Source organism: Streptomyces sp. NPDC017529, assembly GCF_044329785.1.
In the GTDB taxonomy this organism is placed as follows: Bacteria; Actinomycetota; Actinomycetes; order Streptomycetales; family Streptomycetaceae; genus Streptomyces.
In genome coordinates this window covers 40,681-65,992 of record NZ_JBIRJY010000029.1, presented here as the reverse complement: position 1 = coordinate 65,992, position 25,312 = coordinate 40,681, and the positions used below count along the sequence as shown (strand labels likewise).

The window sequence follows — 25,312 nt, the reverse complement described above, 5'->3', positions numbered from 1 at the left end:
CGACGGAGTTCACCAGGCCATGCTCGGCATCGCCCGGTTGCACAACCTGGCCCTCACGGGATAACTCACACCCCATACGGGACAACCTCTAGGCGGCCACCTGACCTGGGCCGGGCTTCATGGCCGCGAACAGTTCGGGGGCCACGTCCTCGGCCATGGCCGTCGCCGACTGCCATGCGATGTCGTGTGCCGTGCCGACACCGCCGCAGAGCAGCAGGAAGCGCGTCAGACCGGCGGACAGCAGCGCGTCCAGCTTCTCCCGCACCGTCTCGGCCGATCCGACGAGAGCGAACGGATTCTTGACGAAGAAGTCAACCGGCGCTTCGCGCACCGCGGTGATGCCCATGCGTTCCTGCGCCTCGGGCGAATCCAGCGGGCTTTCGCCGGGCGCGGCGCCGGCCATCCGGGCGAGGTGGCCCGCCGCCGATTCGACATGTGAGATGAAACCGCTGCGCACGATTTCGGCGGCTTCCCGGTCGGTGTCCGCGACCACGGTGAAACAGCTCGCCATGACGTGGGCCATCGACAGATCGTGTCCGTTCTCCCGGCCGATCTCGATGTACCGCCGCAGGCGCGGAATCATCTCCTCGACTCCGACCGTGGTCAGCCCGCCGGCGGACGGGTTGATGTTCAGCCCGGTGAAGGTTCCCAGACCGCGGCGTGCCGCGATGGCGAACGACTCGTCCGAGCCCGCCGCGGCCCACAGCGGCACCCGCTTCTGCACCGGCCGGGGCCACACCGTGACCTTGGCGACCGCCACGTCCGGTAGGAAGGTCGCCGACGACGTCGTCAGGTCGGCCCGCTCCACCGGGTGATCGACCGTATTGAGGCAGCCGTCGACGAGGTCGATCGCGTGGGCCTGCGCGGCACGGTCGCCGATGCGGCCGAGACCCACCTCCAGCCGTCCGCCGGAGAGCACGTCGACCATGGCGAGCTGCTCGGCGAGTTCCATCGGGTGGTGCAGAAGGGGGAGGTTCGCGCCCGAGACGATACGAGCCGTGGTCGTCCGCGCGGCGAGCGCAGCCAGGATGATGCTCGGGTGCGGGCAGGGTGACGAGGGGCCGAAGTGCTCCGGCATGCTGACGCCGGCGTAACCGAGCCGTTCCGCCTCGGCACAGTGGTCGAGATAGCTCTCGTAGAGCCGGGCCCCGAGTACGGGGTCCCACTCCTCCGCTGTGCGCGAGCCCGGTGGGGCATAGGTGAGGTTGTCCCAGTAGACGAACTTGACGATTCCCGGATCGTCGCCAATCGCACTCATGCCGCTGTTACTCCTCAATTCGCGGGAAATGGTTTTCGCCGTATTCACGGGTAATGTAGGCGCGCGGAATCTGCTCACTCATCTTCCGCGTTGCCCGGGCCGGACCACGGAACATCTCGTACGGGCGGGGGGTGCTGCCCCGTGGCCGCCGGCGCACGGACGGGACGACGCTCCGCGCCCGGACCGTCGTCGCGCGTCCGGGCGCCGTACTGCCGGGCGTGCCTCAACTCGGCCGCACCTGCGGGGCGTCCGGGTTCCCGACCGCCTCCCGCAGGATCCGCGTGTAGTCCCGGGCCGCGTCGGCGATGGTGCTCTCGTCGAAGAGGTTGCTGTTGTACTGGACGGCCGCCACCACGTCTCCGGCCGGATCGAGGTTCAGCGTCCACAGCGCCCCGTTGGGCACGTCCGACCCGAGGGGCTGCGACCGCAGCCGCCGGCGCACCTCGGAGAACTCGACGCCGCCCACCTCCTCGCCGTCCAGCAGGTGCGGGAACGGGAAGACCTGGAACACCCACGCCGCGCGCCCGTCCTCCAGCGTCCGGTCCATGAGGCCGTCGGCCACCCCGGCCACCCGCATGAACGGGGTGTCGTGCGCGTACGCCGCCAGGCAGCTCCGCCGGACCCGCTCCACGACGTCCCGGAAGCTGTCGCAACCGGCCAGATCGGTGCGCACCGGAAGGTAGTTGAAGAACAGGCCGACCGTGCCGTGGAAGTCCTCGTCCGCGCGCCCGGGCGAGAACGTCGGGACGACGAGGTCGGTGATGCCCTCCCGCCGGCACAGGAACAGCTTGAAGGCCGCCATGAACACCATGAACGGGGTGCAGTGGTGGGCCCTCGCCAGATCGAGCGCCGGTTCCACCACGTCGGCACCGATGGCGAACCGGTGGATCGCGGTGGACTCCGGCAGCCCGGCGGACTTGAGGTGGTCGACGGGGACCGAGACGGCCGACGCGCCGCGCAGGTTCTCGCGCCAGAACTCCAGTGCGCACGCGCCGTCCGGCCCTGTCGCGTCCGCACGTTGCCGGGCGGCGAACTCGCGGTACTGGCGCACCGGTCGCGGGGGCGCGCCGAGTCCCCGGCGCGCCGCGTAGCACTCGGCGAGGTCGCGTACGACGATGCGCACCGACCAGCCGTCCGCCGCCGTGTGGTGGACGGCCAGTACGAGCAGGGCGTCCTCGTCGTCGAACCGGGCCAGGACCGCCCGCAGCAGCGGTGTCCGCCGGGCGCTGACCGCGCCGGACTCCACCTCGATCAGCAGGTCCTCCACGGCCCGCGCGCGCTCGGCCGCCCCGAGCCCGGGCAGGTGCCGTTCCTCCAGGGCGGGCGGTGACGGCGCGAGCACCTGCTGGCCCGGCGGGTCCTCGTCGCGGGCGATGACGGTGCGCAGGGCCTCGTGGCGCGTGACGACGTCCAGCAGAGCCGCCCGGAGCGCCTCCCCGCCCAGCGCCCCGCGCAGGCGCCAGCCGTGGACGATGTGGAACCGCGGGCCGAACGGCCCTTCCTGGTCCCCGCGGTCGAAACCGCAGATGAATTCCTGATTGAAGGAGAGCGGGACCTTCACGAGCATCCTCCCCGGGACCGTCCGCGGTCCCCATTCCTGGAAAACTCAGCCGCCGGGTGACGCTAGCGAGGCCGCCGGCCGACCGGTACTTCCACCGTGCCGACTTTCCGGGCGGCAACCGCAAGGCGCGAGATGCCCCCGTGAGCGGGCCCTCGGGAGGCTGGTTCCGACCGTTCGCCACGAGCCCCGAAGGAGCCGCCCATGGACACGGAATCAGCCGTCGGCACCACCCCGTCACCGCCGGAACCGGGTGTCGGCCCGGACGTCCTCGTCGCCCGGGCCAGGGCTCTCGCGCCGAAGCTGGTCGAACGGCAGGCGGACACCGAGCGACGCACGTTCTACGCGCCGGACATCCACGAGGAATTCCTCCGCGCCGGTTTCTACCGCATTCTCGTTCCGCGCAGGTTCGGCGGATATCAATGCGGCGTCGAGACGTTTCTCCGCGTCACGATGGAACTGGCCCGCGCGTGCCCGTCCACCGGATGGATGTACTGCCTCGGGGCGGCCCACGCCCTGCCCGCCGCCTCCCTGTTCGACGCCGCGGCGCAGGCCGAGATATTCGCCGGCGGCGATTTCACCTGCCCGGCCACCATCACGCCCGGCGGCTCGGCGGAGCGCCTCGACGACGGGCACTGGAGGATCAGCGGAACGTGGCGGTACTGCTCCGGTTCGCCGTACGCCACCCACTTCATGGCCCATGTCATGGTGCCGGACCAGGACGGCGGCCAGGCCCCGATGCTGTTCATCGCCCCGCGTGACCGGTGGCGCCGGCTCGACGACTGGGGGCAGCAGCTCGGCCTGCGAGGCAGCGGATCGCACGGCATCACCCTGCGCGACGCCCGTATCCCGGACCGTTTCACCCTGCCCGGTACCCACATGAGCGAGGCGGACGCGTCCTCGGCACCCGGCCGGTACCTGCACGACGATCCCGAGTACGGGGGCGCGCAGTTCAGTTTCATGCTGCTCGAAGTCGCCGCGCTGGCCGTGGGCATGGCCCGCGGGGCCCTGGACGCCTACGCGGACCTGATGCGGACGCGCCCGGTCATGCTGATGCCCTCGGTGCGCCGCGCCGACGACCCGGACCACCAGCTCTGGTACGGCGAGGCGGCGGGGATGGTCGCGACCGCCGAGGCGGCGGTGCTGAACGCCGTACAGCAGTGGAGCGGGCTGTGCGCCCGGCCGCCCGCCGACTTCACCCGGGCCCGGGACCTGGCCATCGCGGCCATCTGCCGGGAGGCCATCCGGCTGTGCTGGAGCGCGGTCGAGGGCCGGCTGTTCCCGACGGCCGGATCCAGCGCGGTCCGGCACGGGGAACGCATCGAACGGATCTGGCGCGACCTGTCCACCCTCCACAGTCACGCGGGGGTCGGTGTCCTGCTGGCGGCCGTGACCCCCAGGGAACTGGCACGGGCCCTCGTCAAGGCGCCCGCGGAGGGGCAGTCGTGAGGGGCGGGGTGGGTGGCGCCGCGCCCCCGCTCCCGCGCCCGGGGAGCGACGCGTACGCGGCGGCGGTACGCGCGTTCAACCTGGCCGCCCCCCTCCGCCCGGACGCGGCGGTCGTCGTACGGTCGGTGGACGACATCCGGCTCGCCCTGGGCCGTGCCGAGGCCGAGGGACTGCGCCCGCGTGTCCACACCACGGGGCACGCGGCGGGGTCGGCGGGCTCCATGGCGGGCGCGCTCCTCCTCCGGGTGGCCCCGCTCGGCCGCGTCGAGGTCGATGCTCTCCGGCGTACCGCCCGCATACCCGCCGGCACGCCGTGGTCAGCGGTCGTGGCGGAGGCGGCCGCCCACGGGCTCGCGGTCGCGCACGGCTCGTCACCGACCGTGGGCGCGGTGGGTTACCTGCTGCGCGGCGGGGTGAGCTTCTACGGGCGGTCCACCGGCCTCGCCTCCAACCGGGTCCGCGCCATCGAACTGGTCACCGCGGACGGGCGGCTCCGGCATGCCGGCCCGGACTCCGACCCGGAGCTGCTCTGGGCCCTGCGCGGGGGTGGCGGTGGCTTCGGGGTCGTGACGTCCGTGGAGGTCGAGCTGCTGCCGGTCCGCCGCGTCGTGGCCGGGACGGCATTCTGGCCCGCCGAGTGCGCCGGGCAGCTCCTCGACGCCTGGCTCCGCTGGTGCCGGACCGCCCCGCCGGAGGCGACGACCTCACTGCGCGTCATGAACCTGCCGCCCGTGCCGGGCATTCCCCCGTCGCTCACCGAAGGGCCCGTACTCGGAGTGGACGGGGTGGTCATCGCGCCGGACGACGACCTCGGCCGCGCCCACCGTGTCGCCGCCGGACTGCTCGATCCGCTGCGCGCCGTCGCGGGCCCCCTCCTGGATACCTGGACGGACAGCACGCCGGAGGCGGTGCCCGCCGTGCACATGGACCCGGTCGATCCCGTACCGGTGCACGGTGACCACCTGCTGCTGGCGGATCCGGGGGCCACCGGGGCCGAAACGTTCCTTCACGTCGTGGGAACGGGCTCCGCCTCACCACTGGTGAGCGCCGAACTCCGGCAGCTGGGCGCCGCCTTGGGCCGGCCGGACCCGCACGGCGGCGTGCTCGACCACCTGGACGCGTCGTTCGCCTACATCGGCGCGGGAATCGCGGACAGCCCCGCGGCACGGAACGCCGTCGCCGCGCACCTCCGCCGAGTCCGCACCGCGCTCCGCCCCTGGGACACCGGGCGCACGGCGCCCACCTTCGTCGAGACCGCGGAACAGCCGCAGGGCCACCTGGAGCCGTCGGAGATCCACGAGCTGGACCGGATCCGGGCGCGCGTCGACCCGGACGGCGTGTTCCGGCACGATGTCATGCGCGGCACCTCGGCGCGCTGACGGCCGGGGATCGCTTCCGAGGGCACGGGCCGGGCCCGCCGGTCCGCACGGACCGGCGGGTCAAGGCGCGTGCCGGGCAACTTCCCGCGCAGGCCCCGGCATCGGCGTGGCGTTGGACAGACACACCCCCGCCAGCCCCAGCGTCGGCGCTGCGTCGAAAAGGATCACGTACCTCGCGGCCTCCGCCCCGAAGCCCTGGCCGCTGGACCGTCCCCGCCCAGCCCACCCGTCACCGTCCTCGCCCCGGGCCCGTAGCGCCTCCCCCGCGCCCCGCACCGGACCACTGCCGCGCGAAGCCGCGGGGATGCCCGCGAAGTCCCGTCCACCGGACGGGACCCCGTCGCGGGCACCCCATGCGAACGCCGGAACCCCGCTCAGCCGCGTGCGCGCCGCGCGAACTGGCCGGGCTTGCGGCCCGGTCCCGCTGATCCGCGGTACGCCTGTGCGATGTCCAGCCACTGGTCCGCCACCGGGCCCGACGCGCTGAGCGCGAGGTCGTCGCGGTGGCGGCGGCGCGTGGCCAGCAGGCACAGGTCGACCGCGGGCCCCGAGACGCACTCGTCCGCCTCCAGGTCTCCGAACACCCACTCGGCTCCGGATGGTCCGGTCACCTCGAACCGCAGGCCCCGCCCCGGCACCGGCAGCTCCCGCGACCGGTATCCGAAGTCCCAGGTCAGTGCCACGAAACCGGCGACGTGCCGGATCCGGTCCGTCCGTTCCGGTGCCGTACCGCGGGCGTCGGCGATGTCCTGGCCGTGGGCGAACAGCTCCATCATCCCGGCCGCGGCGAGGACGCCGGCCGGGATCGGCCGTACCAGCCAGGGGACGATCTGTTCGGGCGGCAGGGCGGACAGCGCCCGTTCCGTCGCCGCGCGCTGCGCGCGCCACTGGTCGAGCAGCTTCGCGTTGCCGTTGCCCAGGTACGGCAGCAGGCCCGCCTGGACGGCTTCGTCGAAAGAGCCCTTCAGGCCGCCGATGACGGCCCCGAACGCCCGCGGTGCCGCCGCGGCCTTCTCCGCCAGCGAGAAGACCATCGTCAGGTGCGCGATCTGGTGCGCGACGGTCCATCCGGGGGCCGGGGTCCCGGCCTCCCACTCGGAGTCGTCCAGCCCGTCCACGAGCCCGTCGACCCACGCCCCTTCCAGGACCAGGTCGTCGAACACGTCGCGTTGCGGTCCCATGGCACTTCCTTCCGGTCGGGTGCACTTCCTTCCGTCAGTCTGCTGGCCCGCCCCGCCTGCCACTTCTCCCGCCATGCTGTCCTCCGGCGCATCAGAACCCGCTGCGCAACCGGAAAGAAGCGGGCCCCGGCGCGCCGCCGCACGATGAACCAGCCACCGACACACAGGGGAGGACACATGGCGAGGGCCCTGCGATCGCTGCGCCGGACGCTGTTCGCGCCGCCTCTCGACGAGGTCTCCTTCGCTCGGCGCGGTTTCCCGCCGCTGCCCGCGGACAGTCCCGCCGACGCCCTGCAGGCCGTACCCCGCGCCGTCGTCTGCGGTTTCGAGTGGGCCATGGAGGCCGGCGGCCTACCCGAACTGACGCACCGTCTGGAGCTGGTCGACGCCGAGCAGCGCGGCTTCGCCTATGAGGGCGCCACCATGGCGTGCACGGTGCTGGACACAGCCCGGCCGGGCCACGGCAGCCGTACCCGCGAACTCCTCCAGGGCCCCGGCCGGCCCCACGTGCTGCTCGCCTACATCGGCATGGGCTTCGCCATGGCCCGGCTGCCGAGGGCGCTGTGGAAAAAGGTGCTCCCCGACCTGCCCGGCCAGCCCTGGCACCCCGTCATGAGCTGGCTGGCGGTGGACGGGTACGGATTCGACCTCGCCTACTTCCACACCCGGCGCTGGGTCGACGAGCAGCGGGTTCCGCCCGCGTACCCGTGGCTGGGCGCGCCCGGCTACTTCCCGCGCGCCGTCGACCAGGGCATCGGCCGCGCGCTGTGGTTCATCCACGGCGCCCGCCCCGAGCGGATCGACGCCGCCGTCCGCGCCTTCGCCGCGCAGCGGCGGCCGGACCTGTGGAGCGGGGTCGGGCTCGCCGCGGCCTTCGCGGGCGGCTGTGGGGCCGACACGTTCGAGACGCTGCTACGTATCGCCGGGGAGCACCGGGCGGAGGTGGGCCAGGGGGCCGTCTTCGCTGTCCGCGCCCGCGACCTGGCCGGCTTCGTGCCGCCGCACACCGCCGTCGCGTCCCGGGCCTTGACGGGGCTCTCGGTGACGGACGCGGTCGCCCTCGCCGACTCGTGCGCGGTCCGGGGCCCCGTCGCCGGTCCGGTCCCCGCCTACGAGCACTGGCGGCGCGCGATCCGCGCCCGCCTCACGCCGGGCGCTGCCGGCCCGGCGGACCAGCGGGCCGAGAGCCCGTGAGCCCGCACCGACGACCGACGGATTCCGGAGAGACCCGGGGACGACCACGGAGATTGGGGACGCACATGCCGAGCGCACTGGGCCGACTGCGACGCAGGCTGCTGACGCCGAGCGTCACACAGACCCTGCTGGAGACCCGCGGCTTCCACCGCAAGTCGCCCGACGCCCAGCGGCTGCTGGAGACCATCGGGGCACGCTTCCTGGAAGGGTACGGGCACGCCGTCGCCGCGAGCACCGTCGACGAGGCCGAACGCGGCCTGGAAGCGGTTCCGGAGCGGTTCCGCGGCTTCGCCTACGAGGGCGCGGGCATGGGCGCAGCGATGCGCGACGCCCTGCCCGGCCTGGGCCGCGGCCACGTGGACCGGCTGCTCGCCGGGCGGGGCGCCGCCCACCAGTACATGATCTACGTCGGTATCGGCTGGTCCATGGGCCGGCTGCCACGCCGCCTGTGGGCCGACGTGGACGGCCTGGACCCGCTGCTGCGCTGGCTGGTGCTGGACGGGTACGGCTTCCACCAGGCGTACTTCCGCACCGAACGCTACGTGCGCCGGCAGTACCGCGACCCCCGCTTCCCCTGGCCCGCGCACGACCACCCGGACTACACCGGCAACGCCATCGACCAGGGCATCGGCCGCGCACTGTGGTTCGTCTGCGGGACCGACCCCGACCTGGTCGCCACCACCATCGAGAAGTTCCCCGCGTCCCGCCATGGCGACCTCTACGGCGGCGCGGGGCTCGCCGCGACCTACGCGGGCGGGTGCGACAGCGCCGAGCTGACGGTTCTGCGGGACCGGGCCGGCGAGCACCGCGGTGCCCTCGCCCAGGGCAGCGCCTTCGCCGCGGAAGCGCGGCTGCGGGCCGGCCTGGACGTGCCGCACACCGCTCTGGCCACCCGGGTGTTCTGCGGAATGGGGCCCGAAGAGGCCGCCGCCGTCACGCGGGAGGCCCGCCCGGACGCAGCGGCGACGGGGCCGTCGCCGGCGTACGAGGAGTGGCGGGGCACCGTCGCCGAACGGATCACCGGCATCGGGACGGGGCCCCGGTGACCGTGACGCCCCGTACGGCACCGGGCGGCTACGCTTCCCCGCCGCTGCGCGCCCTACCCTCACTGCTGCGGCAGCTGGCCGGAGACCGGCTCGCGATGATGAGGGCCGCTGCCGGATACGGCGACGCGGTGCGGATCCCGCTCGGGCCCAAGACGATGTACGTTTTCAACCACCCCGATCACGCCAAGCACGTCCTCACCGACAACGCCGCCAACTACCGCAAGGGCATCGGCCTGATCCAGGCCAAGCGCGCCCTCGGCGACGGCCTGCTGACCAGTGAGGGCGAGCTGTGGCGGCGTCAGCGGAAGGTGGTGCAACCCGCGTTCCACCACGGCCGGATCGCCCGCCAGGCTCCCGTGGTGGCCGAGGAGGCGGCCGGGCTGGTCGCCCGGCTGCGCGCGCACGCGGGCCGGGGTCCCGTGAACCTGACGCGGGAGCTGACCGGCCTGACGCTCGGCGTACTCGGCCGCTCGCTGCTCGACAGTGACCTCGGGGCGTTCTCGGACCTCGGTCACGCCTTCGAAGTGGTGCAGGACCAGGCCATGTTCGAGATGGTCACGATGAGTGCGGTGCCGACATGGGTCCCGCTCCCCGGACAGCTCCGGTTCCGGCGGGCCCGGGCCCGCCTGCAGCAGGTCGTCGCGCGACTGGCGCGGGACCGTACCGCGCGCGGCGGGATCGCGGAAGGCGACGACGCGCTGTCCCGGCTGATCGCGTCGGTGCGCGAGGAGACCCACCCGCGGACCAGGCAACGGCGGCTGCGGGACGAACTGATCACCCTGCTGCTGGCCGGGCACGAGACCACCGCCTCGACGCTGGGCTGGGCCTGCTACCTGATCGACCGGCACCCGGAGGTACGGGAGCGGTTGCGCGGCGAGGCCCTGGACGTGCTCGGCGAGCACCGGCTGCCGGAGTACGGGGACCTCGTGCGGCTGCGGTTCACCGCGCTGACCGTCGAGGAGGCGATGCGGCTGTACCCGCCGGTGTGGATCCTGCCGAGGCAGGCGCTGGCGGACGACGAGGTCTGTGGTCACCGGGTTCCGGCCGGGGCCGACGTGCTGATCTGCCCGTACACCCTGCACCGCCATCCGGGGTTCTGGGAGGCGCCGGAGCAGTTTCTGCCGGAGCGGTTCGCGCCCGAGCACCGGGCCGGCCGCCCGCGCTACGCCCATCTCCCCTTCGGCGCCGGGCCCCGGGTGTGCGTGGGGAGCAGTCTCGGCATGATGGAGGCGGTGTTCACCGTGGCGCTGCTCTGCCGCGAGTTGCGTCTGGACAAGCTGCCGGGGTACCAGGTGCGGCCGGAGCCGAAGCTCTCGCTCGGCATCCGCGGCGGGCTGCCGGTGACGGTGCACCGCGTGCGGTGACGCGGGAGCGTCGTGTACGGCTCCCGCCGTGTGCGTCGGCGCGCGGCCAGGCTTCCCGGAAACGCGTCACTCGATGTGCCGGGCGCACGTCCCGAATCCGTACGCCCGTCCGTGGGCCGACGGCGGCAACACCGGAGATGCTCAACTCCGCCCGGGGCCGGATGATTTATGTGATTCTCGGGCCCATTCCCGCTCACGCAGCCGATGCGCGTGACGGAAGGCGGGCCGGCCGGCGTCACGCGACCGCGGGCCGGCGACCACCGATGTCCACGCATGACCAGTCCAGTCCTCGACGTGAAAGGCAGGGCAGCCATGAGAGCCCCCCGGCCGGACAGCACCGCGAACCGGTCTCTCACCCTCGAAGCGTTCGCCGACACCATCGTCCCGGGCGAACGGCGCTTCCCCGACGAACGCGCCGTCGCCGGTGCCGCCTCCGGACCCGGTGCCGTCGCGGCCGGTGCCGTCGCGCTTCTCGAAACTCCCGCCACGGGGATCGCCGACTCCCTCGACGAGTACGCCCGCCTGCTCGACGAGCACGCCGAGGCCCATGCCGCCCGGCACGCCCTGTCCCTCGACCCCACCGTGCCCCCGTTCGTCGCCCTCTCGTTCGACGACCGCACCGCGCTCGTCACCGCGCTCGTCGCCCCCGGGCACCCGGAACGGGACCTGTGGGTGCTGCTGGCCCTGTTCAGCAACATGGCCTTCGACACCGGGGCCCACCTGCACACCACCGACGCGCTCGAAGCCGGGCACCCGGGGCTCCAGGCCATGGGCTTCGCCGACCCGGACAGCGACGGCCTGTGGAGGTTCCCCGCCTTCTCCTATGGCCGGCCCCTCGCCCGCGTCCACCCCGACACCGCACCCTCCGGGAGCCTGGCATGAACACCTCGACCAGCGAGCGCACCGACGTCCTCGTCGTGGGCAGCGGATTCGGCGGCGCGATCGCCGCCTACCACCTCGCCGCGGGCGGGGCGAAGGTGACGATCCTGGAGCGCGGCCCCTGGCTGGAGTCGCGGGACTTCGAGCACGACTTCCTCCTCGGCTCCTCCTACACCCGGATCTTCGACTTCGTCGTCGGCGACGGCATGAGCCTGCTCGGCGGCAACTGCGTCGGCGGCGGCAGCGTGGTCTACTTCGCCGCCATGCCCCGCGCCCCGCGGTTCGTCTTCGAGCGCACCGGCTCGATCGGCCGCCGCATGTGGCCCGCCGCCGTCGACCGGGACTCCCTGGACCCGTGGTACGACGTGGTCAGCGACGCCCTGCCCGTCACCACCCAGGACTGGGATGACGTCAGCTACGCCGGCGGCCTGTTCGCCGCGGCCTGCGACCACGCCGGCCGTACCGCCAACCCCGTCCCCACCGCCGTCGACAACACCAAGTGCACCAACTGCAACTGGATGATGGCCGGCTGCCGCTTCGACGCCAAGCGGTCACTGCTCCTGAACTACCTGCCGGCCGCCCGCGCGTACGGCGCCGAGATCCGCCCGCTGCACGAGGTGCAGAAGCTCACCCGTACCGAAGACGGCGGCTACCGTGTCCACTACACCACCATCGACGAGACCGACTACCGCGTGCACACCGGCAGTGGCACCATCGACGCCAAGATCGTGGTCATGGCCGCGGGTGCCGGAGCGACACCGGTGATCCTGCAGCGCTCGGCGGCCGGCCTCGGCACCATGCCGCACGCCGTCGGCCGCTACTTCTCCGGTAACGGCGAACGCCTCAACACCGCGGTCGTCGACGAGGACAAGGCCCGGGACCTGCTCGGCCTGGACCGCGGGGACGGCATCGCGTACCTCGCCAACCAGATCGGCAAGGGCCCCGTCGTCGCCAGCTGGGACAACCTCGACGCGAGCCTTCCGGAGCACTCGCGCTTCTCGCTGGAGCAGTTGTACTTCCCGCCCGGTTTCGGCACCATTCTCGCCCAGGTTCCCGGCGTGCCGGGCCCCAGCTGGTTCGGCGCCGAGAAGAAGGACCTCGTCAGCCGGTGGCGCTCCTGGCTGACGATCTTCACGATGGTCGAGGACGACAACGAGGGCGTCTTCGGGCCGCCGCCGCCCACCGGCAACGCCACGCGCATCTCCCAGCAGATGCTCGGCCACGGCCCCATCCAGTACCGGCCCAGCGCCAACACCCTGCGGGGCTGGGCGGAGTCGGACGCGGTGGTCAAGGACATCCTGGAGCGCGACGGCCTCTCCCGCGTGATGCCGTGGACCAACGACGTCGTCGGTGCCTACACAGTCCACCCCCTCGCCTCCTGCCGCATCGGTGACGACCCGCACACCTCGGCGCTGGACGACCGCCATGAACTCCGCGGCCACCCGGGGATCTTCGTCACCGACGGCTCGGCCGTCCCCGGCGCGCTCACCGTGAACCCCGCGCTCACCATCTCCGCCCTCGCCGAGCGCGCGGTCCCCGGTATCGTCGCGGCGGCCCGGGAGCGTGGCGTGACCGTCACCTACGGTGCGCCGACGCCGGACGGTGACGGCTCGGCACACCGCGGCACCCGCCGCCAGCTCCCCTATCTGACGCGTGGCTAGGCCCGTTGCGCCCGTCGGCAAGGAGACCGACCGATGACGAACGTGCTCGTGCGCCGAGCCCTGCGCACCTCCCTGTCGCGAGTGCGTCACGTGTCCCCCGTTCTGCCCGCGTCCGCGGACGGGCTGGTGGCCGCGGTGTACGACGCGGCGGAGCGCGATTTCGGGCTCCTCGCGCCCCCCGTCGCCCTCCACTCGCCCGACCCCCGCCTGCTGGCCGCCGCCTGGATGTTGCTCCGTGAGACGCTGGTCGCCACCGGACGCATGGCGCGCGCGGACAAGGAGGCCGTCGCCACAGCCGTCTCGGAGGCCAACCACTGCCCGTACTGCTCCGAGGTGCACGGCGCGACGCTCCACGGGCTGCTGGCCGGAGGCGCCGGAAACGGCAGCTCACCCACCGGGCCGGGCGGACCCGCCGTCCGGGCGGTCGGCCCAGCCCCGCCCTGGGGCGTCCCGGTCCCTTCCGCCCATTCACCGGAAGCCGTCGGCGTGGCGGTCACCTTCCACTACCTCAACCGCGTCGTCAACGTCTTCCTCGGAGAGCCGCCGGTCCCGTCCTCGGCACCGGAATCGGCCCGGCGGGCGAGCCGCCTGGTACTGGGCCGACTCCTGCGCGCACGGGCCGGCCGCCACCACGAGCCCGGGCGCTCCCTGGACCTGCTGCCCGCGGCCGCGCTCCCCGAGGACCTCGCCTGGGCGGCCCCGACCCCCACCGTGGCCGGAGCGTTCGCCCGTGCGGCCGCCGCGATCGGGGCAGCGGCCGACGGTGCCGTCCCCGAGCCGGTCCGCGGCCTGGTGCACGACCACGTCGACCGCTGGGACGGCGCGCCCACGGGCCTCGGCCTCACCTGGCTCGACGAAGCTCTGGCCTGCCTGCCCCCGGAAGACCGGCCCGCCGGCCGCCTGGCCCTCCTCACGGCCCTCGCGTCGTACCGGGTGGACGAGCGTACGGTGGCCCCGCTGCGCCGGGCCGGGTACGGGGACCGTGAGCTCGTCGCCCTGGTCGCCTGGGCCGCGTTCGCCGCCGCACGCCGGGCCGGGTCCGGACTCGCGCCGCCCGCGGACCATGCCGCGGCCCCCTCCCCCGGCCTGTGACGACGGCACCCGGCCCACGCGCGCGCCGGTAGCCGACCGGTGCCCTGACCGTCCTCGGCCGCCTCCGCCGCCCTGCCGCGGCCCGCCCGGCACGGTGGACCACCACCGGTTCCGCGGCCCGGCGGCCGGGGGCACCGCCGGTCCGGCGTACTACCGCACCCGGACCGGCATCGGACGGTCGAGCACGTTGCGAGAAGACTCCGGCGAGCGCGCACGCCCACGATGTCGTGACCGCGCCGACTCCCCCTCGGTTCCTCCCCCGGCCCGCGAGACGGAAGGCTGCCATGTCCCCTCATCTCCCCACCGCCACCCGCGCCGACGCGCCCCGCGGCTTCCAGCGCCCGGTCGCCTTCTGGCTCGGCACGGCGATCTGCACCGCGGGCGTCGTCCTCCACCTCCCGATGTACTTCGGCGCCCGGCACATGCACTACCACCTCGCCGGAATGCGCCCCGACCCCGCGATGATCTTCGGGATGGCACTGATCGGCGTCGGCCTGGTCGTGACGCTCTACGGACTGCTCCCCCGAGGCAGCCGGCAGATCCGGAGAGCTGCCGACGGCATCCGCATCCGGGCCCTGGACGATGCGCCGATCCGCACCCCGCACGTCCTGCTGCTGATCGTCATGGCCGTCGCGGTGACCATCGACGTCATGAAGCCCACCTCGCTGGCGTTCGTCGCCTCCGGCGCGGCAGAGGAGTACGGGCTGCGCTCCCCCACCCATCCCGACGGGAGCATCAGCGTCGCCTGGCTGCCCCTCTCCGGGATCACCGGAACGGTACTGGGATCGTGGATGTGGGGCTGGCTCGGCGACCGCATCGGACGGCGGGCGTCGATCCTATTCGCCGGAATGCTGTTCGTGACGACCTCCATCTGCGGCACCATGCCGAGCTTCACCTGGAACATCGTCATGTGCCTGGTGATGGGCATGGGGGCCGGCGGCATGCTGCCCATCACCTTCACCCTGCTGGCGGAGACCATCCCGGCCCGCCACCGCGGCTGGCTGATGGTGCTGGTCGGGGGTGACATCGCCGGGGCGTACGTCATCACCAGCTGGCTCGCCGCGGAACTCACACCGACGTTCAGCTGGCGGATCCTCTGGCTGATCGGCCTCCCCACCGGCCTGGTGTTCCTCGCGCTGAACCGCTGGATACCGGAGTCGCCGCGCTACCTCCTGGCGCGGGGACGGCTGGCGGAGGCGGAGGCGGTGATGGCCCGTTACGGAGCCGCGGTGGTCCGCGAGAAGAACGCCCCGCGCACCGCCTCCGCCTCGGACGCCCCGCACGGTTTCCGCACCCTGCTGCGCCGTGGCCTCGCCGGGCCGACACTGGCCATCACCCTGCTCGGCATCGGGGTCGGCCTGACGACCTACGGGTTCCAGCAATGGGTGCCCACCAACCTTGAGCGGATGGGCTTGTCGGGCGTCAACTCGGCGTACGTGGTGCGCAACGCGGCGCTCCTCGGCCTGCCCCTCACCGTCCTGACCGCCTGGATGTACGGAACGCTCGGCAGCCGCCGGACGCTCATCACCCTCAGCGGCCTCACGGGCGTGACGCTGTTCGGATTCGTGATCGCCGGTGACGCCCTGGCCCACCGTGAGCTGCTGCTGTCCCTTTTGCTGGTCGTCCCGTTGTCCGGGATCAGCTCGGTGGCCGCCGCCGTCATGGGGTACGCGGCGGAGGTCTACCCGACGGTGGTGCGCTCGCGCGGCGCGGGCCTGGCGGCCGGGATGACGAAGGTGGGAGGCGTACTGATCCTTGCGCTCACGGTCGCCGCCGCGACCGTACCCTCCATCGCCTCAACGGCCCTGATCGGGGCGGTGCCCCTGCTCGCCGCGGCACTCGCCCTCGTCCGGCTCGCTCCCGAGACGAAGAACCGCGACCTGGAGGACATCAGCGACACTCTCCTGGCCGAGGACACCAACTCCCCGGCCGCCCCACGCTGACCGGCCCGGCAGCTCACGCTCCTCCCACGCCGCACCCGCCCACCGGGAAAGGACGCGCGCATGCTCCTGCTCGACCTGTTCATCCTGTTCTCCGGCATCCTGATCGGCACCGTCGCGCACCTCTCCGTCCCCGCCGCGCTCGCCGCCGGAGCCGCGATCAGCACGGTCCTGCTCGCCTTCGCCACCAGGGAACACCGGACGAAGCGGTCCCGGCGATGACCGGACACCCTGCCACCCGCCACCGGGGCGACGACGCGGCCGCCGCGTCCTTCATCCTGGGCGTGACCGGCCTCCTGGTGTTCAACCTCCTCCTGGGCCCCTGCGCCGTCACGCTCGCCTCCCTGTCACTGACCCGCCGCACCCACCGCCCGCTCCTGGCCACTCTGGGCCTCACCCTCGGCCTCACCGACCTCCTCGTCCTGGCCACCATCGGCTCCCTGGACCACACCCTGAGCTGGCACATCAATCTCTGACCAGCCTTCACCTGTCCGGCACGGACACCCCGCGCCGGACGGGGCGCGGGCACCGACAGACAGACAGCGTCCCGCCGACACCGACGACACGACCGCACGGGTGGCCTTCGTCGACGACACGCGATCGTCACAGGCTCCCTACGCCGACGTACGACTCCTCCCGCGGCGCGGCGCCACTGCGCAGGCGGAACCAGCCAGAGCCCGCTCGAACACCCGCATGCATCCCGCGCCAGGCTTGCGCGGTGCGGGCACGGCCTTCACCGCCCCCTCCGCAATCCCGCACCGGTGCACCTGGTGACTGACGAGCGGCGCGGCCAAGCCGGACTTACGTAAGTGTGATCCTGGCGCCGGGGCGTACGTCTCGGTGCCGGACGTCCCGGCCTGTCCGTCGCCCGGCCGGCAGGTCGTCACGGACTGAACTCGGGATTTGTATCGGGCGGGTATCAGTGAGCGCTTCATTGCCCATCGAATCGGTCGGTGAGCCTGGCCGCGGCGAAGAGAGGCCGCAGCCGACACGCCGTGGACCCGGCACGGGCCGGAGCCGTTCCACCCCATCTGGCCTGGAGGTTTAACGGGTGGAAGGGGTGGTGAGGGTGCGATGCGGGTCCGCTGTGTGACGCGGTTGCCGGGCCCGGTGTCTGCCTTATCGTTCCTTTCAGGTCGCCGATCGCGCGTTCAGTGCGTACGGGACCGATGCCTCACCTGAATCGTCTGAGCAGGAGTGATCCGCCCGTGACCTCGTCCGCCCCGGCTCCGGCCTTTTCGCGCCCTGTCCGCGTGTTGCTGGTGGAGGACGACGACTTGATGCGCCGGTCCTTCACCGTCGCCTTGGAGCGCTACGGCTACGAGGTGGCAGCCGCGGCCGACGGTCTCTCGGGCCTTGAGCTCTTCCGCGAGGAGAGCTTCGACCTGCTGATTCTGGACGTGATGCTGCCCGGTCTGGACGGGATCGGTTTGTGCCGCAGAGTCCGGGAGACCAGCCTGGTTCCGGTGCTGATGATGTCCGCGCGCGGGGACGGGCTCGATGTCGTCGCCGGTCTGGAGGCCGGAGCGGACGACTATGTGGTCAAGCCGGTGGACACGTACGTGCTGGTGGCGCGCATCCGCTCACTGCTGCGGCGGGCGACCTACGCACCACCCGCACCGGAACCCGGTCGGGCCGGGGGCGACGAGCTGCCACCGGCTGAGGAAGAGGTGCTGGTCTTCGGGGACCTGACCATCGACACCGGCGGCCTGGAGGTGTCCGTCTCGGGAAGCCCGGTGGCACTGACCCCGACCGAGCTGAAGCTGCTCCTGGAGTTCGCCGCCCACCCGGGAATCGTCCTTGAGCGGCACACCCTGCTGCGGGATGTGTGGGAGTACGGCTGGGACGGTGACAGCCGGGTGGTGGACCTGTGTGTGCAGCGGCTGCGCCGGAAGCTGGGCCGGGACCGGATCGAGACGGTCCGCGGCTTCGGCTACAAGCTCAGGCGTTGAGGCCGGTGCGTCCGTTCCACCGGCTGCGTCCGGCCCGCGCTTCCCTGCGCTGGAAGATCGCCGCGCTGGCCGCGGCCACGGCTTGCCTGGTCGCGGCGGCTGTGGGCGTGCTCATGCACGTGTGGACCGCGCGGGACATCCGTGACCGGGCCGAAATGCGAGCCTTCAACGCCCTGCCCTCGGCCATGGACGTCTACCGGCGCACCGGAACCCTCACCGACGGTGCCGAGCTCGATCCGGCCGACCTTCCCGCCGCACTGCGGCACCCGGCCGACAGCAATCGGCACACGGCCTACGACGGGCGCGTCGAGGGGAATGTGGGCCCGAGCGTCTGGGGCGCCCAGCGGGTCGACGGTCCGGACAACCAGGTGCTGGCCGTCCGGGTCAACATGAGCTCGGAGCTCCACAATCTGCGCCAACTCGATGTGACCATGGCGGTGGCCTCGCTGGTCGCGCTCGCGGCGGCCGTGCCGCTGGTGGTCTACGGGGCCGGGTTGCTCGCCCGCAGGCTGCGGCGGGTCTCCGAGACCGCGGGCCGGATCTCCGCCGGGGACCTGGACGCCCGTACCGGCGCCACCAAGGGCCGCGACGAGGTGGCCGAGATCGCCGCCACCGTCGACCGGATGGCCGACAGTCTCGGCCAGCTGCTGCGCGCCGAGCGGCAGTTCACCGCGGACGTGGCCCATGAGCTGCGTACCCCCGTCGGCGGTCTGCTGGCCACCGCCGACCTGCTGCCGGCCGGTGAGACGGAGGACCTGCTGCGGGCCAGGGTGCGGGATCTGCGCGGCCTGGTCGAGGACCTGCTGGAGATCTCCCGGCTGGACGCCGGGGCCGAGCAGCCGGTCCGCGCCCGGGTGCCGCTCGGCGCCGTCGTCTCCGAGGCCGTGGCACGCACCGGTCTGCGCACCGAGGTCACCGTCGCCGAGGCGGAAGCCGACCGGACCGTGGAGACCGACCCGCGCCGCCTGGAGCGGATCGTCGGCAACCTCGTCATCAACGCGCACCGGCACGGAGGGCTCCCGGTGGAGGTCACCGTCGAGGGCCGTACGGTCGTCGTGCGCGACCACGGCCCCGGCTTCCCGGCGGACCTGCTGCGCCACGGTCCCCGCCGGTTCCAGACGGGTGCGACGGAGCGCGGCACGGGCCACGGCCTGGGCCTGACCATCGCCCTGGGCCAGGCCCGGCTGCTCGATGCCGGGCTGCACCTGGAAAACGCCCCGGACGGCGGCGCCGTCGCCACCCTGCGCCTGCCGCCCCGTCCGCCCGGCTCCGGTGGAACCGCCGCGTCGGCATGACGGCCCGCCGCCCACGGATCCGCTGCTACAGAAGTGCTACGAAGCGGCGCGGCCGTCGATACGCGGCGGCTCAGACCCCGATACGTTCCCTCGGCATCCTTTGAAGTGTGCCTTTCCGCACCTGGAACGGAGCCCCTGTGACCGGTCGGTCACCGCTGTGCGCGACCGAAGGGGTCACACGAATCCCGAGGAGAAAACCGTGAACACGTCCGACAACGCATCCCCTGTTCAGCCGCGCCGCAGCGGCGTCGCCTCCCGCGCGCAGACCGCCACGTCCATCGGCGTGTGGGGCGTCGGCGCACTCGCCGTCATCACGTCCGTGCTGCTGTTCATCGCTGCCCTCAGCATGGATCCGATGAAGGGCGAGGTGGGGCAGCCCGCCGCCTTGCTCGGCCTGATCGCGATGTGCTTCGGCGGGACGCTCCTGGCCGTCGGAATGCTGACCCGAGGCGTCGTGAAGAAGCCGGAGCGCCCGTAAGAACGCGTGAATGAGCTGATCGCTCAGCGGTCGGGGTGGAAGGTGGGAGAAGTACTCCGACGGGCCAGGACCTCTCGGTAGCACCCGTGCTGTCCATGCACAGGTGCGCCGAGGGGTCCTGTCAGTTTGTGTATGTGTACGTCCCCGCTCCCGCCGCTGTCACCCGGGCCGTGTGAGGCACGGACGTACGGCCCGCCGCTTCGGGCACGCTCGCCCGGCACGGATGCGGCCGCCCCACCGCCTCGGACACCGCGCACGCGCCGGCCCGCCCGGCGTACCAGGGCGCCCACCCCTACAGAACTGCTACGAAGCGGCGCGGTCGCCGATACACAGCGGCTCAGACCCCGATACGTTCCCCGGACACCCTTCGAAGTGCACCGTTCCGCACCCGAAGAGGAGTCCCCATGCCCGTCGCCCCCGCCACCCCGCGCATGCAGCACACGGCGCCCGGGATCGCGGCCGCCGCCTCCGACCTGACGAAGGTCTACGGCAGCGGCGACACCCGTGTCGTCGCCCTGGACCGGGTCAGCATCGAGTTCCGGGAGGGCGAGTTCACCGCGATCATGGGGCCTTCCGGCTGCGGCAAGACCACCCTGATGCACTGCGCCGCCGGGCTCGACTCGCCCAGCTCCGGCTCCGTGCGCGTCGGCACCACCGAACTGAGCACGCTGGGCGACCGGCAGCTCACCGCGCTGCGCCGCGACCGGATCGGCTTCATCTTCCAGGCGTTCAACCTGCTGCCGACGCTGACCGCCCTGGAGAACGTCACGCTGCCGCTGACCATCGCCGGTCGTCGCCCCGACCAGCAGTGGCTGGACCGTGTGATCTCCATGGTCGGCCTCTCCCAGCGCCTCGGCCACCGGCCCGCGCAGCTGTCCGGCGGGCAGCAGCAGCGCGTCGCGGTGGCCCGCGCCCTGGCCTCCCGGCCCGCGATCATCTTCGGCGACGAGCCCACCGGCAACCTCGACTCCCGCTCCGGCGCCGAGATCCTCGGCTTCCTGCGCGAATCGGTGCGCGAGCTGGGCCAGACCGTGGTCATGGTCACCCACGACCCGGTCGCCGCCGGCTACGCGGACCGCGTGGTCTTCCTCGCCGACGGCCGCCTGGTCGACGAGATGACAGCCCCCACCCCGGACCAGGTCCTGGACCGGATGAAGGCCTTCGACACCCGTTCGCGCACCAGCTGACGACCGGCTCGTACACCGGCACCGCACCAGCCAGCCAGCCCATCCGCTCGCCTCCGTCGAGCCGGCCTCCCAGGACTCCACACCCATGTTCCGTACCGCCCTGCGCAACGTGTTCGCGCACAAGGCCCGCCTGCTGATGACCGCGTTCGCGGTCATGCTCGGCGTCACCTTCATCACCGGCAGCCTCGTCTACGGCGACAGCCTGAACCAGGCCACCACCGCCAAGGCAACCGACGGCTACGAGCGGATCGCCGTCAACGTCTCCGCCGAGGCCGACCCCGCACACCACGGCCGACCGGGCAACCTCGACGCCCGCACCGCGACCGCGCTGGCCAAGCTCCCCGGCGTCGCCGCCGCCGCGGGCCGGGTCGACGGCTTCGCCGCCGTCGCCGACCGCGAAGGCAAGCCCCTCGGCAACGCCAAGGACGCCCGGGGCGGCAACTTCGCTCCGGCGGCGGACGGCAAGGACCCCGCGTACCGCTTCACCGAGGGTTCCGGCCCGACCGGCAAGGGCACGATCGCCCTCGACGAGGCCACCGCCGCCAAGGGCGGCTACCGCGTCGGTGACACCGTACGCGTCGGCACGAACAAGGGCGCCTCCTCCTACACCCTCAGCGGCATCTTCCGCACCGACGGGACCAAGCTCCCCGCCGGGGGCAGCCTGACGCTGTTCGCCGACACCACCGCCCAGAAGTTCTTCCTCGAACCCGGCCGCTACCAGAACATCGAACTCACGGCCACACCCGGCACTGACGTGACGCAACTCCTCAGCCGCGTCGAACCGGTGCTGCCCAAGAGCACCAGCGCGGTCACCGGGGCCCGGCTCGCCCAGATCAAGGCGAACCTCGCCACCAGCGGCACCAGCACCATGAGCCAGATCCTGGTCGGTTTCGCCGCGGTCGCCCTGTTCGTCGCCACCTTCCTCATCTCCAACACCTTCACCATGCTGGTCGCCCGGCGCACCAGGGAACTGGCCCTGATGCGGGCCGTCGGAGCCACCCGCGAGCAGGTGCGGCGCATCCTGCTCACCGAGTCCCTCCTCGTCGGCGCGATCGCCTCCGTGGCCGGCCTCGCCGTCGGCACCGGGGTCGCCGCCCTGCTCCGGACGCTCTTCGCCGACACCCCGGCCGCGCCGCTCGTCCTCACCCCGACCACCGTGATCATCTCCATGCTGGTCGGCACCCTCCTGCCCATGATCGCCGCATGGCTCCCGATCCGCCGGGCCATGGCCATCCCGCCCGTCGCCGCGCTCAGCGCCGCCGAGCACACGGCCCCCGCACGCCCCGGCTCCCTGCGTACCGGCCTCGGCGCCGCACTGGTACTCACCGGCACCGCCGCCGTCCTGTACGGAGCCCTCGGCACCGGGAAGGACGCCCGGACCGTCATCGGCCTCGGCGCGGCCCTCACCCTGACCGGGACCATCGGCCTCATCCCGCTGCTGTCCCGGCCGGTCGTCACCCTGTTCCGGCCGCTGCTGACCCGTCTGGCCCCGGTACACGGTGACCTCGCCGTCCGTAACACCGTGCGCGACCCGCGCCGCACCGGCGCCACTGCCGCCGCGCTCGCCATCGCCCTCACCCTCGCTTCGGGCCTGTCCGTCCTGGGGGCCTCGGCCACCCAGTACCTCGACCGCGCGACCACCCACGCCCTCAGCGCCGACTACGTGGTGAAGTCCGCGGGCGGCCAGCGGATGACCCCCACCACCGCCGCGCCCCTGAAGAAGCTGGCCGGCGCCACGTACAGCCCGCTCAATCAGTCCACCGGATACCGCCTGGGCGGCAGCGACGCCGTCCTGACCGGCGTCAACCCCGACACCATCGGCAAACTGCTGCGGTACGACGTGGTCGAGGGCTCCCTCGACAGCCTGGCCGAGGGCCAGATCGCCGTGGCCGACTTCAAGGCCGAGCAGGCAGGCTGGCACGTCGGGCAGACCCTGCCCCTGGAGAAGCGGAACGACCAGCGCGGCAGCGTCACCATCGGCGCCATCTACCAGGCGGACGAGCAGAGCGACCTGATGCCCAGCATCACCGCACCCGACTCCCTCGTCGCCCGCTACGACTCCGCCCCGAGCACCGCCGGGATCCTCGTCGCCACGGACGGCGGAACCAGCCGGGCCGCGCGCGCAGGCGTCACCCACGCCCTCGGCGACAACCCCACGCTGAGCGTCCTCGACCAGGCAGACATCCGCGCCCAGGACAGCCGTGGCATCGGCGATCAGCTCAACGTCTTCTACGCCCTGCTGAGCATGGCCCTGATGATCGCCGCACTGGGCATCGCCAACACCCTCGCCATGTCCGTCCTCGAACGCCGCAAGGAACTCGGCACGCTGCGCGCCCTCGGTCTGGACCGCGCCGGAGTAATCCGGATGATCCGCCTGGAAGCCCTGCTCATCGGCGCGCTCGGCGCGACCCTCGGCACGGTCATGGGCGTCTTCCTCGGCTGGGCAGTGGGACGCACCCTCCAAGCGAACGTCGCAGGCTACGAGTTGGTCCTGCCCTGGGGCCGCCTCGCCCTCACCATCCTGATCGCCCTGACAGGCTCGCTGCTCGCCTCGCTCTGGCCCGCCCGCAGGGCCGCCCGCGTCGACATCCCCTCCGCGACAGCAGCCCAGTAGACCCCGCCGCGGCCTGCCCCGCCGGGAGGGCACTCTCAACGGGCGCCCCGGGACGAAGTTGCGCAGTCCCGCGTCCATGGTGACGAGACTGCCCGAGGTGAGTCGGGAACAGATGACCTCCCAGCCCTCATACTCGGCGATGGAATTCCGCGCCTGCCAATTCGCGTGGCGCCATGGCAAACACCCGGCGCCCCTCCGCGCAGCAATTGCACAACAGATGTCGGCATACCTACCCGCCTCCCAAGGTGGCTTGACGGGCGCGCCTTCCGCGACGAGCCAGCGCGCCCGTGCGCCGACACCCGCGCCAACTCCCCTGGCATCCGAGCGGAAACGAATCGAAGAACGTTTTACGCACGGGCCCTCCTAGGAGGCGGACGGTGCTCGGGCGCCGGAATTCCCGGGGGTTTTCCGGCGTCCGGAGGTGGCGAACGCCCGTCACACAGCGCTGCGGGGAGACGTGGGTGTCGGTGAGAGACCCGCTGGGAACGGCCGGGACGCCGCCTTCTGCGAGGGTGGGAGGGCGGCTGGCGCGGACGATGAGGCCGGGGCCGACTGTGGTGGCGCGGTAGTCGATTCGCGAGGTGGCCGGGGCTCAGGCGAGGGCTGATCGGGAGGCGCCTGGCAGCGGAGTACGGCGTGCCGCGCCTGCCATGTGGCCGAGCGGCTGCCGAACGGCGCGTAGTCGATCGCCAGAACGGTGAAATAGGGTTCGACCAGGGTGAGGAAGGTCTGTTCGGCCATGCGGGAGGGGCCCCGCGCCACGCAACGCTCCGCTTCCAGCGTCGTGGCGCTCGCGCCTACATGGACCCAGAGCCCCCCTGTGAGGCAGACACGCGCCATCGCCTCGACGAAGCGACGTCTGTCCGTCGTTTGCGGTATGGCGTGCAGCACCCCCCGCTCCAGTACTACCGGAAACTGGCCCAGCTGCGGTGGTACGCGCATGACGTCGGCAATCGCGAATCGGACAGCCGGCGTCTCGGGGATCCGGGCGCGAGCCAGTTCGATCGCCTGCGACGAGAAATCGCACCCGGTGACCTGATAGCCGTGCTCGGCGAGCCAGCGTGACGTGGCGCCCAGCCCGCATCCCACATCGATCACTTCTGCGGGTGGCGGCGCGTGGCGGGTGAGCAGGCGGGCAAGGGTCGCGGTGGGCGGCTCGTCCCACACCGGGTCGCCGAATTGATAGGTCAGATCCCATTCCTGTGCCGTCATGGGTCTCATGTCCTGTGGCTTCCCCATCACGGGAGGTTCTCCTTGTTCTTCCTGGTCGTCAAGGCCGGCGTGGCAGTGCCGCACCGCGCGGAGCCGGAAGTGCGTGCTACGGGAAGGCGTATCGGGTTGCCCGGTGACACCGGAGTCACAGTCGACGCTGTCAGCGATACAACGGGCTCCGGATTGCGGATGCCCGCGGAGATCCCGGAGCATGTCTCACATTCGCGACTCCTTCGGCGTTGTGCACTTCGGCGGCCCGGAACTACCGTGGAGCGGGAGCCGCTCTGGCGACGCACACGAGGTGCGACTCGAAATCAGCGCGAAACTGATCTTCCATTCGGCAATCTGCCATTTTCCCGTCAGGGAGGGATCATGACCGCTCTGCACTCCGAAGCGACCGTCGAAGATGAATTCTCGGAGCTCGACGAACTGGAAGTGATTGATTCCAAGGAACTGAAGCTCGGCGGCGCCTACCACGCCTACGCCTATATCTACGCGGAGGACATCTACCAGACCGCCGACTGAGGCCCGGCCCGCCCCGTTGCTGCGGGTCGAGTGCGGTTCTGCCCCGGT

The 25,312-nt window shown here is 72.4% G+C and carries 21 protein-coding genes; 17 read left to right on the top strand and 4 right to left on the bottom strand.

The genetic code is table 11. The features are described 5' to 3' along the window. Positions 1-88: 88 nt before the first annotated feature. Together ACH4K4_RS36175 and ACH4K4_RS36170 are read right to left on the bottom strand one after the other, a co-directional pair. On the bottom strand, positions 89-1,258 hold the full coding sequence (locus ACH4K4_RS36175; protein WP_398173690.1) for an LLM class flavin-dependent oxidoreductase: 1,170 nt from the start codon (positions 1,256-1,258) through the stop codon (positions 89-91). Between the two features lie 223 nt (positions 1,259-1,481). Further along, positions 1,482-2,819, bottom strand: coding sequence for a condensation domain-containing protein (locus tag ACH4K4_RS36170; RefSeq protein ID WP_398173688.1), 1,338 nt, complete (start codon positions 2,817-2,819; stop codon positions 1,482-1,484). A 201-nt stretch (positions 2,820-3,020) separates the two neighbouring features. Here ACH4K4_RS36170 and ACH4K4_RS36165 point away from each other — a divergent pair, with 201 nt between their 5' ends. After that, the gene (locus ACH4K4_RS36165) at positions 3,021-4,265 is read left to right on the top strand and encodes an acyl-CoA dehydrogenase family protein (protein WP_398173686.1); all 1,245 of its coding nucleotides are present in this window, start codon (positions 3,021-3,023) and stop codon (positions 4,263-4,265) included. Then, positions 4,262-5,644, top strand: coding sequence for an FAD-binding oxidoreductase (locus ACH4K4_RS36160; protein ID WP_398173684.1), 1,383 nt, complete (start codon positions 4,262-4,264; stop codon positions 5,642-5,644). The genes ACH4K4_RS36165 and ACH4K4_RS36160 overlap by 4 nt, the downstream gene beginning before the upstream one ends. A gap of 374 nt (positions 5,645-6,018) precedes the next feature. Here ACH4K4_RS36160 and ACH4K4_RS36155 read toward each other — a convergent pair whose 3' ends face one another. Further along, the gene (locus ACH4K4_RS36155) at positions 6,019-6,825 is read right to left on the bottom strand and encodes a TIGR03084 family metal-binding protein (RefSeq protein WP_398173682.1); all 807 of its coding nucleotides are present in this window, start codon (positions 6,823-6,825) and stop codon (positions 6,019-6,021) included. Between the two features lie 177 nt (positions 6,826-7,002). On the opposite strand from ACH4K4_RS36155, the gene ACH4K4_RS36150 reads away from it, so the two are divergent. The 14 genes from ACH4K4_RS36150 to ACH4K4_RS36085 all read left to right on the top strand — a co-directional run bounded on the left by ACH4K4_RS36150 (position 7,003) and on the right by ACH4K4_RS36085 (position 23,527). Next, positions 7,003-8,019, top strand: a complete 1,017-nt coding sequence (locus ACH4K4_RS36150; protein WP_398173680.1) for a DUF1702 family protein — start codon at positions 7,003-7,005, stop codon at positions 8,017-8,019. Between the two features lie 65 nt (positions 8,020-8,084). Continuing rightward, positions 8,085-9,065, top strand: a complete 981-nt coding sequence (locus tag ACH4K4_RS36145) for a DUF1702 family protein (protein WP_398173678.1) — start codon at positions 8,085-8,087, stop codon at positions 9,063-9,065. A gap of 95 nt (positions 9,066-9,160) precedes the next feature. Further along, a complete protein-coding gene (locus ACH4K4_RS36140; protein ID WP_398173700.1) occupies positions 9,161-10,429 on the top strand; it encodes a cytochrome P450 in 1,269 nt (422 codons plus the stop codon). A 312-nt stretch (positions 10,430-10,741) separates the two neighbouring features. After that, complete coding sequence (locus ACH4K4_RS36135) at positions 10,742-11,311, top strand: DUF5987 family protein (RefSeq protein ID WP_398173676.1); 570 nt, start codon at positions 10,742-10,744, stop codon at positions 11,309-11,311. Continuing rightward, positions 11,308-12,969 (top strand): FAD-dependent oxidoreductase, encoded by a 1,662-nt coding sequence (locus tag ACH4K4_RS36130; RefSeq protein WP_398173674.1) that lies wholly within the window; start codon positions 11,308-11,310, stop codon positions 12,967-12,969. The genes ACH4K4_RS36135 and ACH4K4_RS36130 overlap by 4 nt, the downstream gene beginning before the upstream one ends. Before the next feature lie 33 nt (positions 12,970-13,002). Continuing rightward, positions 13,003-14,061, top strand: coding sequence for a carboxymuconolactone decarboxylase family protein (locus ACH4K4_RS36125; RefSeq protein ID WP_398173672.1), 1,059 nt, complete (start codon positions 13,003-13,005; stop codon positions 14,059-14,061). 284 nt (positions 14,062-14,345) lie between these two features. Further along, positions 14,346-16,004: an MFS transporter gene (locus ACH4K4_RS36120; RefSeq protein WP_398173670.1), complete on the top strand. Its 1,659-nt coding sequence runs from the start codon at positions 14,346-14,348 to the stop codon at positions 16,002-16,004. Positions 16,005-16,064: 60 nt separating this feature from the next. Further along, positions 16,065-16,223, top strand: a complete 159-nt coding sequence (locus ACH4K4_RS36115; protein ID WP_398173668.1) for a hypothetical protein — start codon at positions 16,065-16,067, stop codon at positions 16,221-16,223. Then, positions 16,220-16,477, top strand: a complete 258-nt coding sequence (locus tag ACH4K4_RS36110) for a DUF4190 domain-containing protein (protein ID WP_398173666.1) — start codon at positions 16,220-16,222, stop codon at positions 16,475-16,477. The genes ACH4K4_RS36115 and ACH4K4_RS36110 overlap by 4 nt, the downstream gene beginning before the upstream one ends. Before the next feature lie 693 nt (positions 16,478-17,170). Further along, positions 17,171-17,953, top strand: a complete 783-nt coding sequence (gene cseB, locus ACH4K4_RS36105) for a two-component system response regulator CseB (RefSeq protein ID WP_398173664.1) — start codon at positions 17,171-17,173, stop codon at positions 17,951-17,953. Continuing rightward, the gene (locus tag ACH4K4_RS36100) at positions 17,950-19,248 is read left to right on the top strand and encodes a sensor histidine kinase (RefSeq protein ID WP_398173662.1); all 1,299 of its coding nucleotides are present in this window, start codon (positions 17,950-17,952) and stop codon (positions 19,246-19,248) included. The genes cseB and ACH4K4_RS36100 overlap by 4 nt, the downstream gene beginning before the upstream one ends. A gap of 199 nt (positions 19,249-19,447) precedes the next feature. After that, positions 19,448-19,726, top strand: coding sequence for a hypothetical protein (locus ACH4K4_RS36095; RefSeq protein ID WP_398173660.1), 279 nt, complete (start codon positions 19,448-19,450; stop codon positions 19,724-19,726). Between the two features lie 431 nt (positions 19,727-20,157). Beyond that, positions 20,158-20,913 (top strand): ABC transporter ATP-binding protein, encoded by a 756-nt coding sequence (locus ACH4K4_RS36090; protein WP_398173698.1) that lies wholly within the window; start codon positions 20,158-20,160, stop codon positions 20,911-20,913. Between the two features lie 85 nt (positions 20,914-20,998). Next, on the top strand, positions 20,999-23,527 hold the full coding sequence (locus ACH4K4_RS36085; protein ID WP_398173658.1) for an ABC transporter permease: 2,529 nt from the start codon (positions 20,999-21,001) through the stop codon (positions 23,525-23,527). A gap of 435 nt (positions 23,528-23,962) precedes the next feature. Here ACH4K4_RS36085 and ACH4K4_RS36080 read toward each other — a convergent pair whose 3' ends face one another. Then, positions 23,963-24,739, bottom strand: a complete 777-nt coding sequence (locus ACH4K4_RS36080; RefSeq protein WP_398173656.1) for a class I SAM-dependent methyltransferase — start codon at positions 24,737-24,739, stop codon at positions 23,963-23,965. Positions 24,740-25,111: 372 nt separating this feature from the next. On the opposite strand from ACH4K4_RS36080, the gene ACH4K4_RS36075 reads away from it, so the two are divergent. Next, positions 25,112-25,264 (top strand): hypothetical protein, encoded by a 153-nt coding sequence (locus tag ACH4K4_RS36075; RefSeq protein ID WP_398173654.1) that lies wholly within the window; start codon positions 25,112-25,114, stop codon positions 25,262-25,264. Positions 25,265-25,312 lie beyond the last annotated feature (48 nt).

Bases quoted from the DNA above. Each gene is read 5' to 3' on its own strand.
- ACH4K4_RS36120 (WP_398173670.1), top strand. From the start codon at position 14,346: ATGTCCCCTCATCTCCCCACCGCCACCCGCGCCGACGCGCCCCGCGGC.
- ACH4K4_RS36155 (WP_398173682.1), bottom strand. From the start codon at position 6,825: ATGGGACCGCAACGCGACGTGTTCGACGACCTGGTCCTGGAAGGGGCG.
- ACH4K4_RS36140 (WP_398173700.1), top strand. From the start codon at position 9,161: ATGATGAGGGCCGCTGCCGGATACGGCGACGCGGTGCGGATCCCGCTC.
- ACH4K4_RS36115 (WP_398173668.1), top strand. From the start codon at position 16,065: ATGCTCCTGCTCGACCTGTTCATCCTGTTCTCCGGCATCCTGATCGGC.
- ACH4K4_RS36080 (WP_398173656.1), bottom strand. From the start codon at position 24,739: ATGACGGCACAGGAATGGGATCTGACCTATCAATTCGGCGACCCGGTG.
- ACH4K4_RS36110 (WP_398173666.1), top strand. From the start codon at position 16,220: ATGACCGGACACCCTGCCACCCGCCACCGGGGCGACGACGCGGCCGCC.
- ACH4K4_RS36165 (WP_398173686.1), top strand. From the start codon at position 3,021: ATGGACACGGAATCAGCCGTCGGCACCACCCCGTCACCGCCGGAACCG.
- ACH4K4_RS36075 (WP_398173654.1), top strand. From the start codon at position 25,112: ATGACCGCTCTGCACTCCGAAGCGACCGTCGAAGATGAATTCTCGGAG.
- ACH4K4_RS36135 (WP_398173676.1), top strand. From the start codon at position 10,742: ATGAGAGCCCCCCGGCCGGACAGCACCGCGAACCGGTCTCTCACCCTC.
- ACH4K4_RS36090 (WP_398173698.1), top strand. From the start codon at position 20,158: ATGCAGCACACGGCGCCCGGGATCGCGGCCGCCGCCTCCGACCTGACG.
- cseB (WP_398173664.1), top strand. From the start codon at position 17,171: ATGCCTCACCTGAATCGTCTGAGCAGGAGTGATCCGCCCGTGACCTCG.
- ACH4K4_RS36150 (WP_398173680.1), top strand. From the start codon at position 7,003: ATGGCGAGGGCCCTGCGATCGCTGCGCCGGACGCTGTTCGCGCCGCCT.
- ACH4K4_RS36145 (WP_398173678.1), top strand. From the start codon at position 8,085: ATGCCGAGCGCACTGGGCCGACTGCGACGCAGGCTGCTGACGCCGAGC.
- ACH4K4_RS36125 (WP_398173672.1), top strand. From the start codon at position 13,003: ATGACGAACGTGCTCGTGCGCCGAGCCCTGCGCACCTCCCTGTCGCGA.
- ACH4K4_RS36085 (WP_398173658.1), top strand. From the start codon at position 20,999: ATGTTCCGTACCGCCCTGCGCAACGTGTTCGCGCACAAGGCCCGCCTG.
- ACH4K4_RS36175 (WP_398173690.1), bottom strand. From the start codon at position 1,258: ATGAGTGCGATTGGCGACGATCCGGGAATCGTCAAGTTCGTCTACTGG.
- ACH4K4_RS36130 (WP_398173674.1), top strand. From the start codon at position 11,308: ATGAACACCTCGACCAGCGAGCGCACCGACGTCCTCGTCGTGGGCAGC.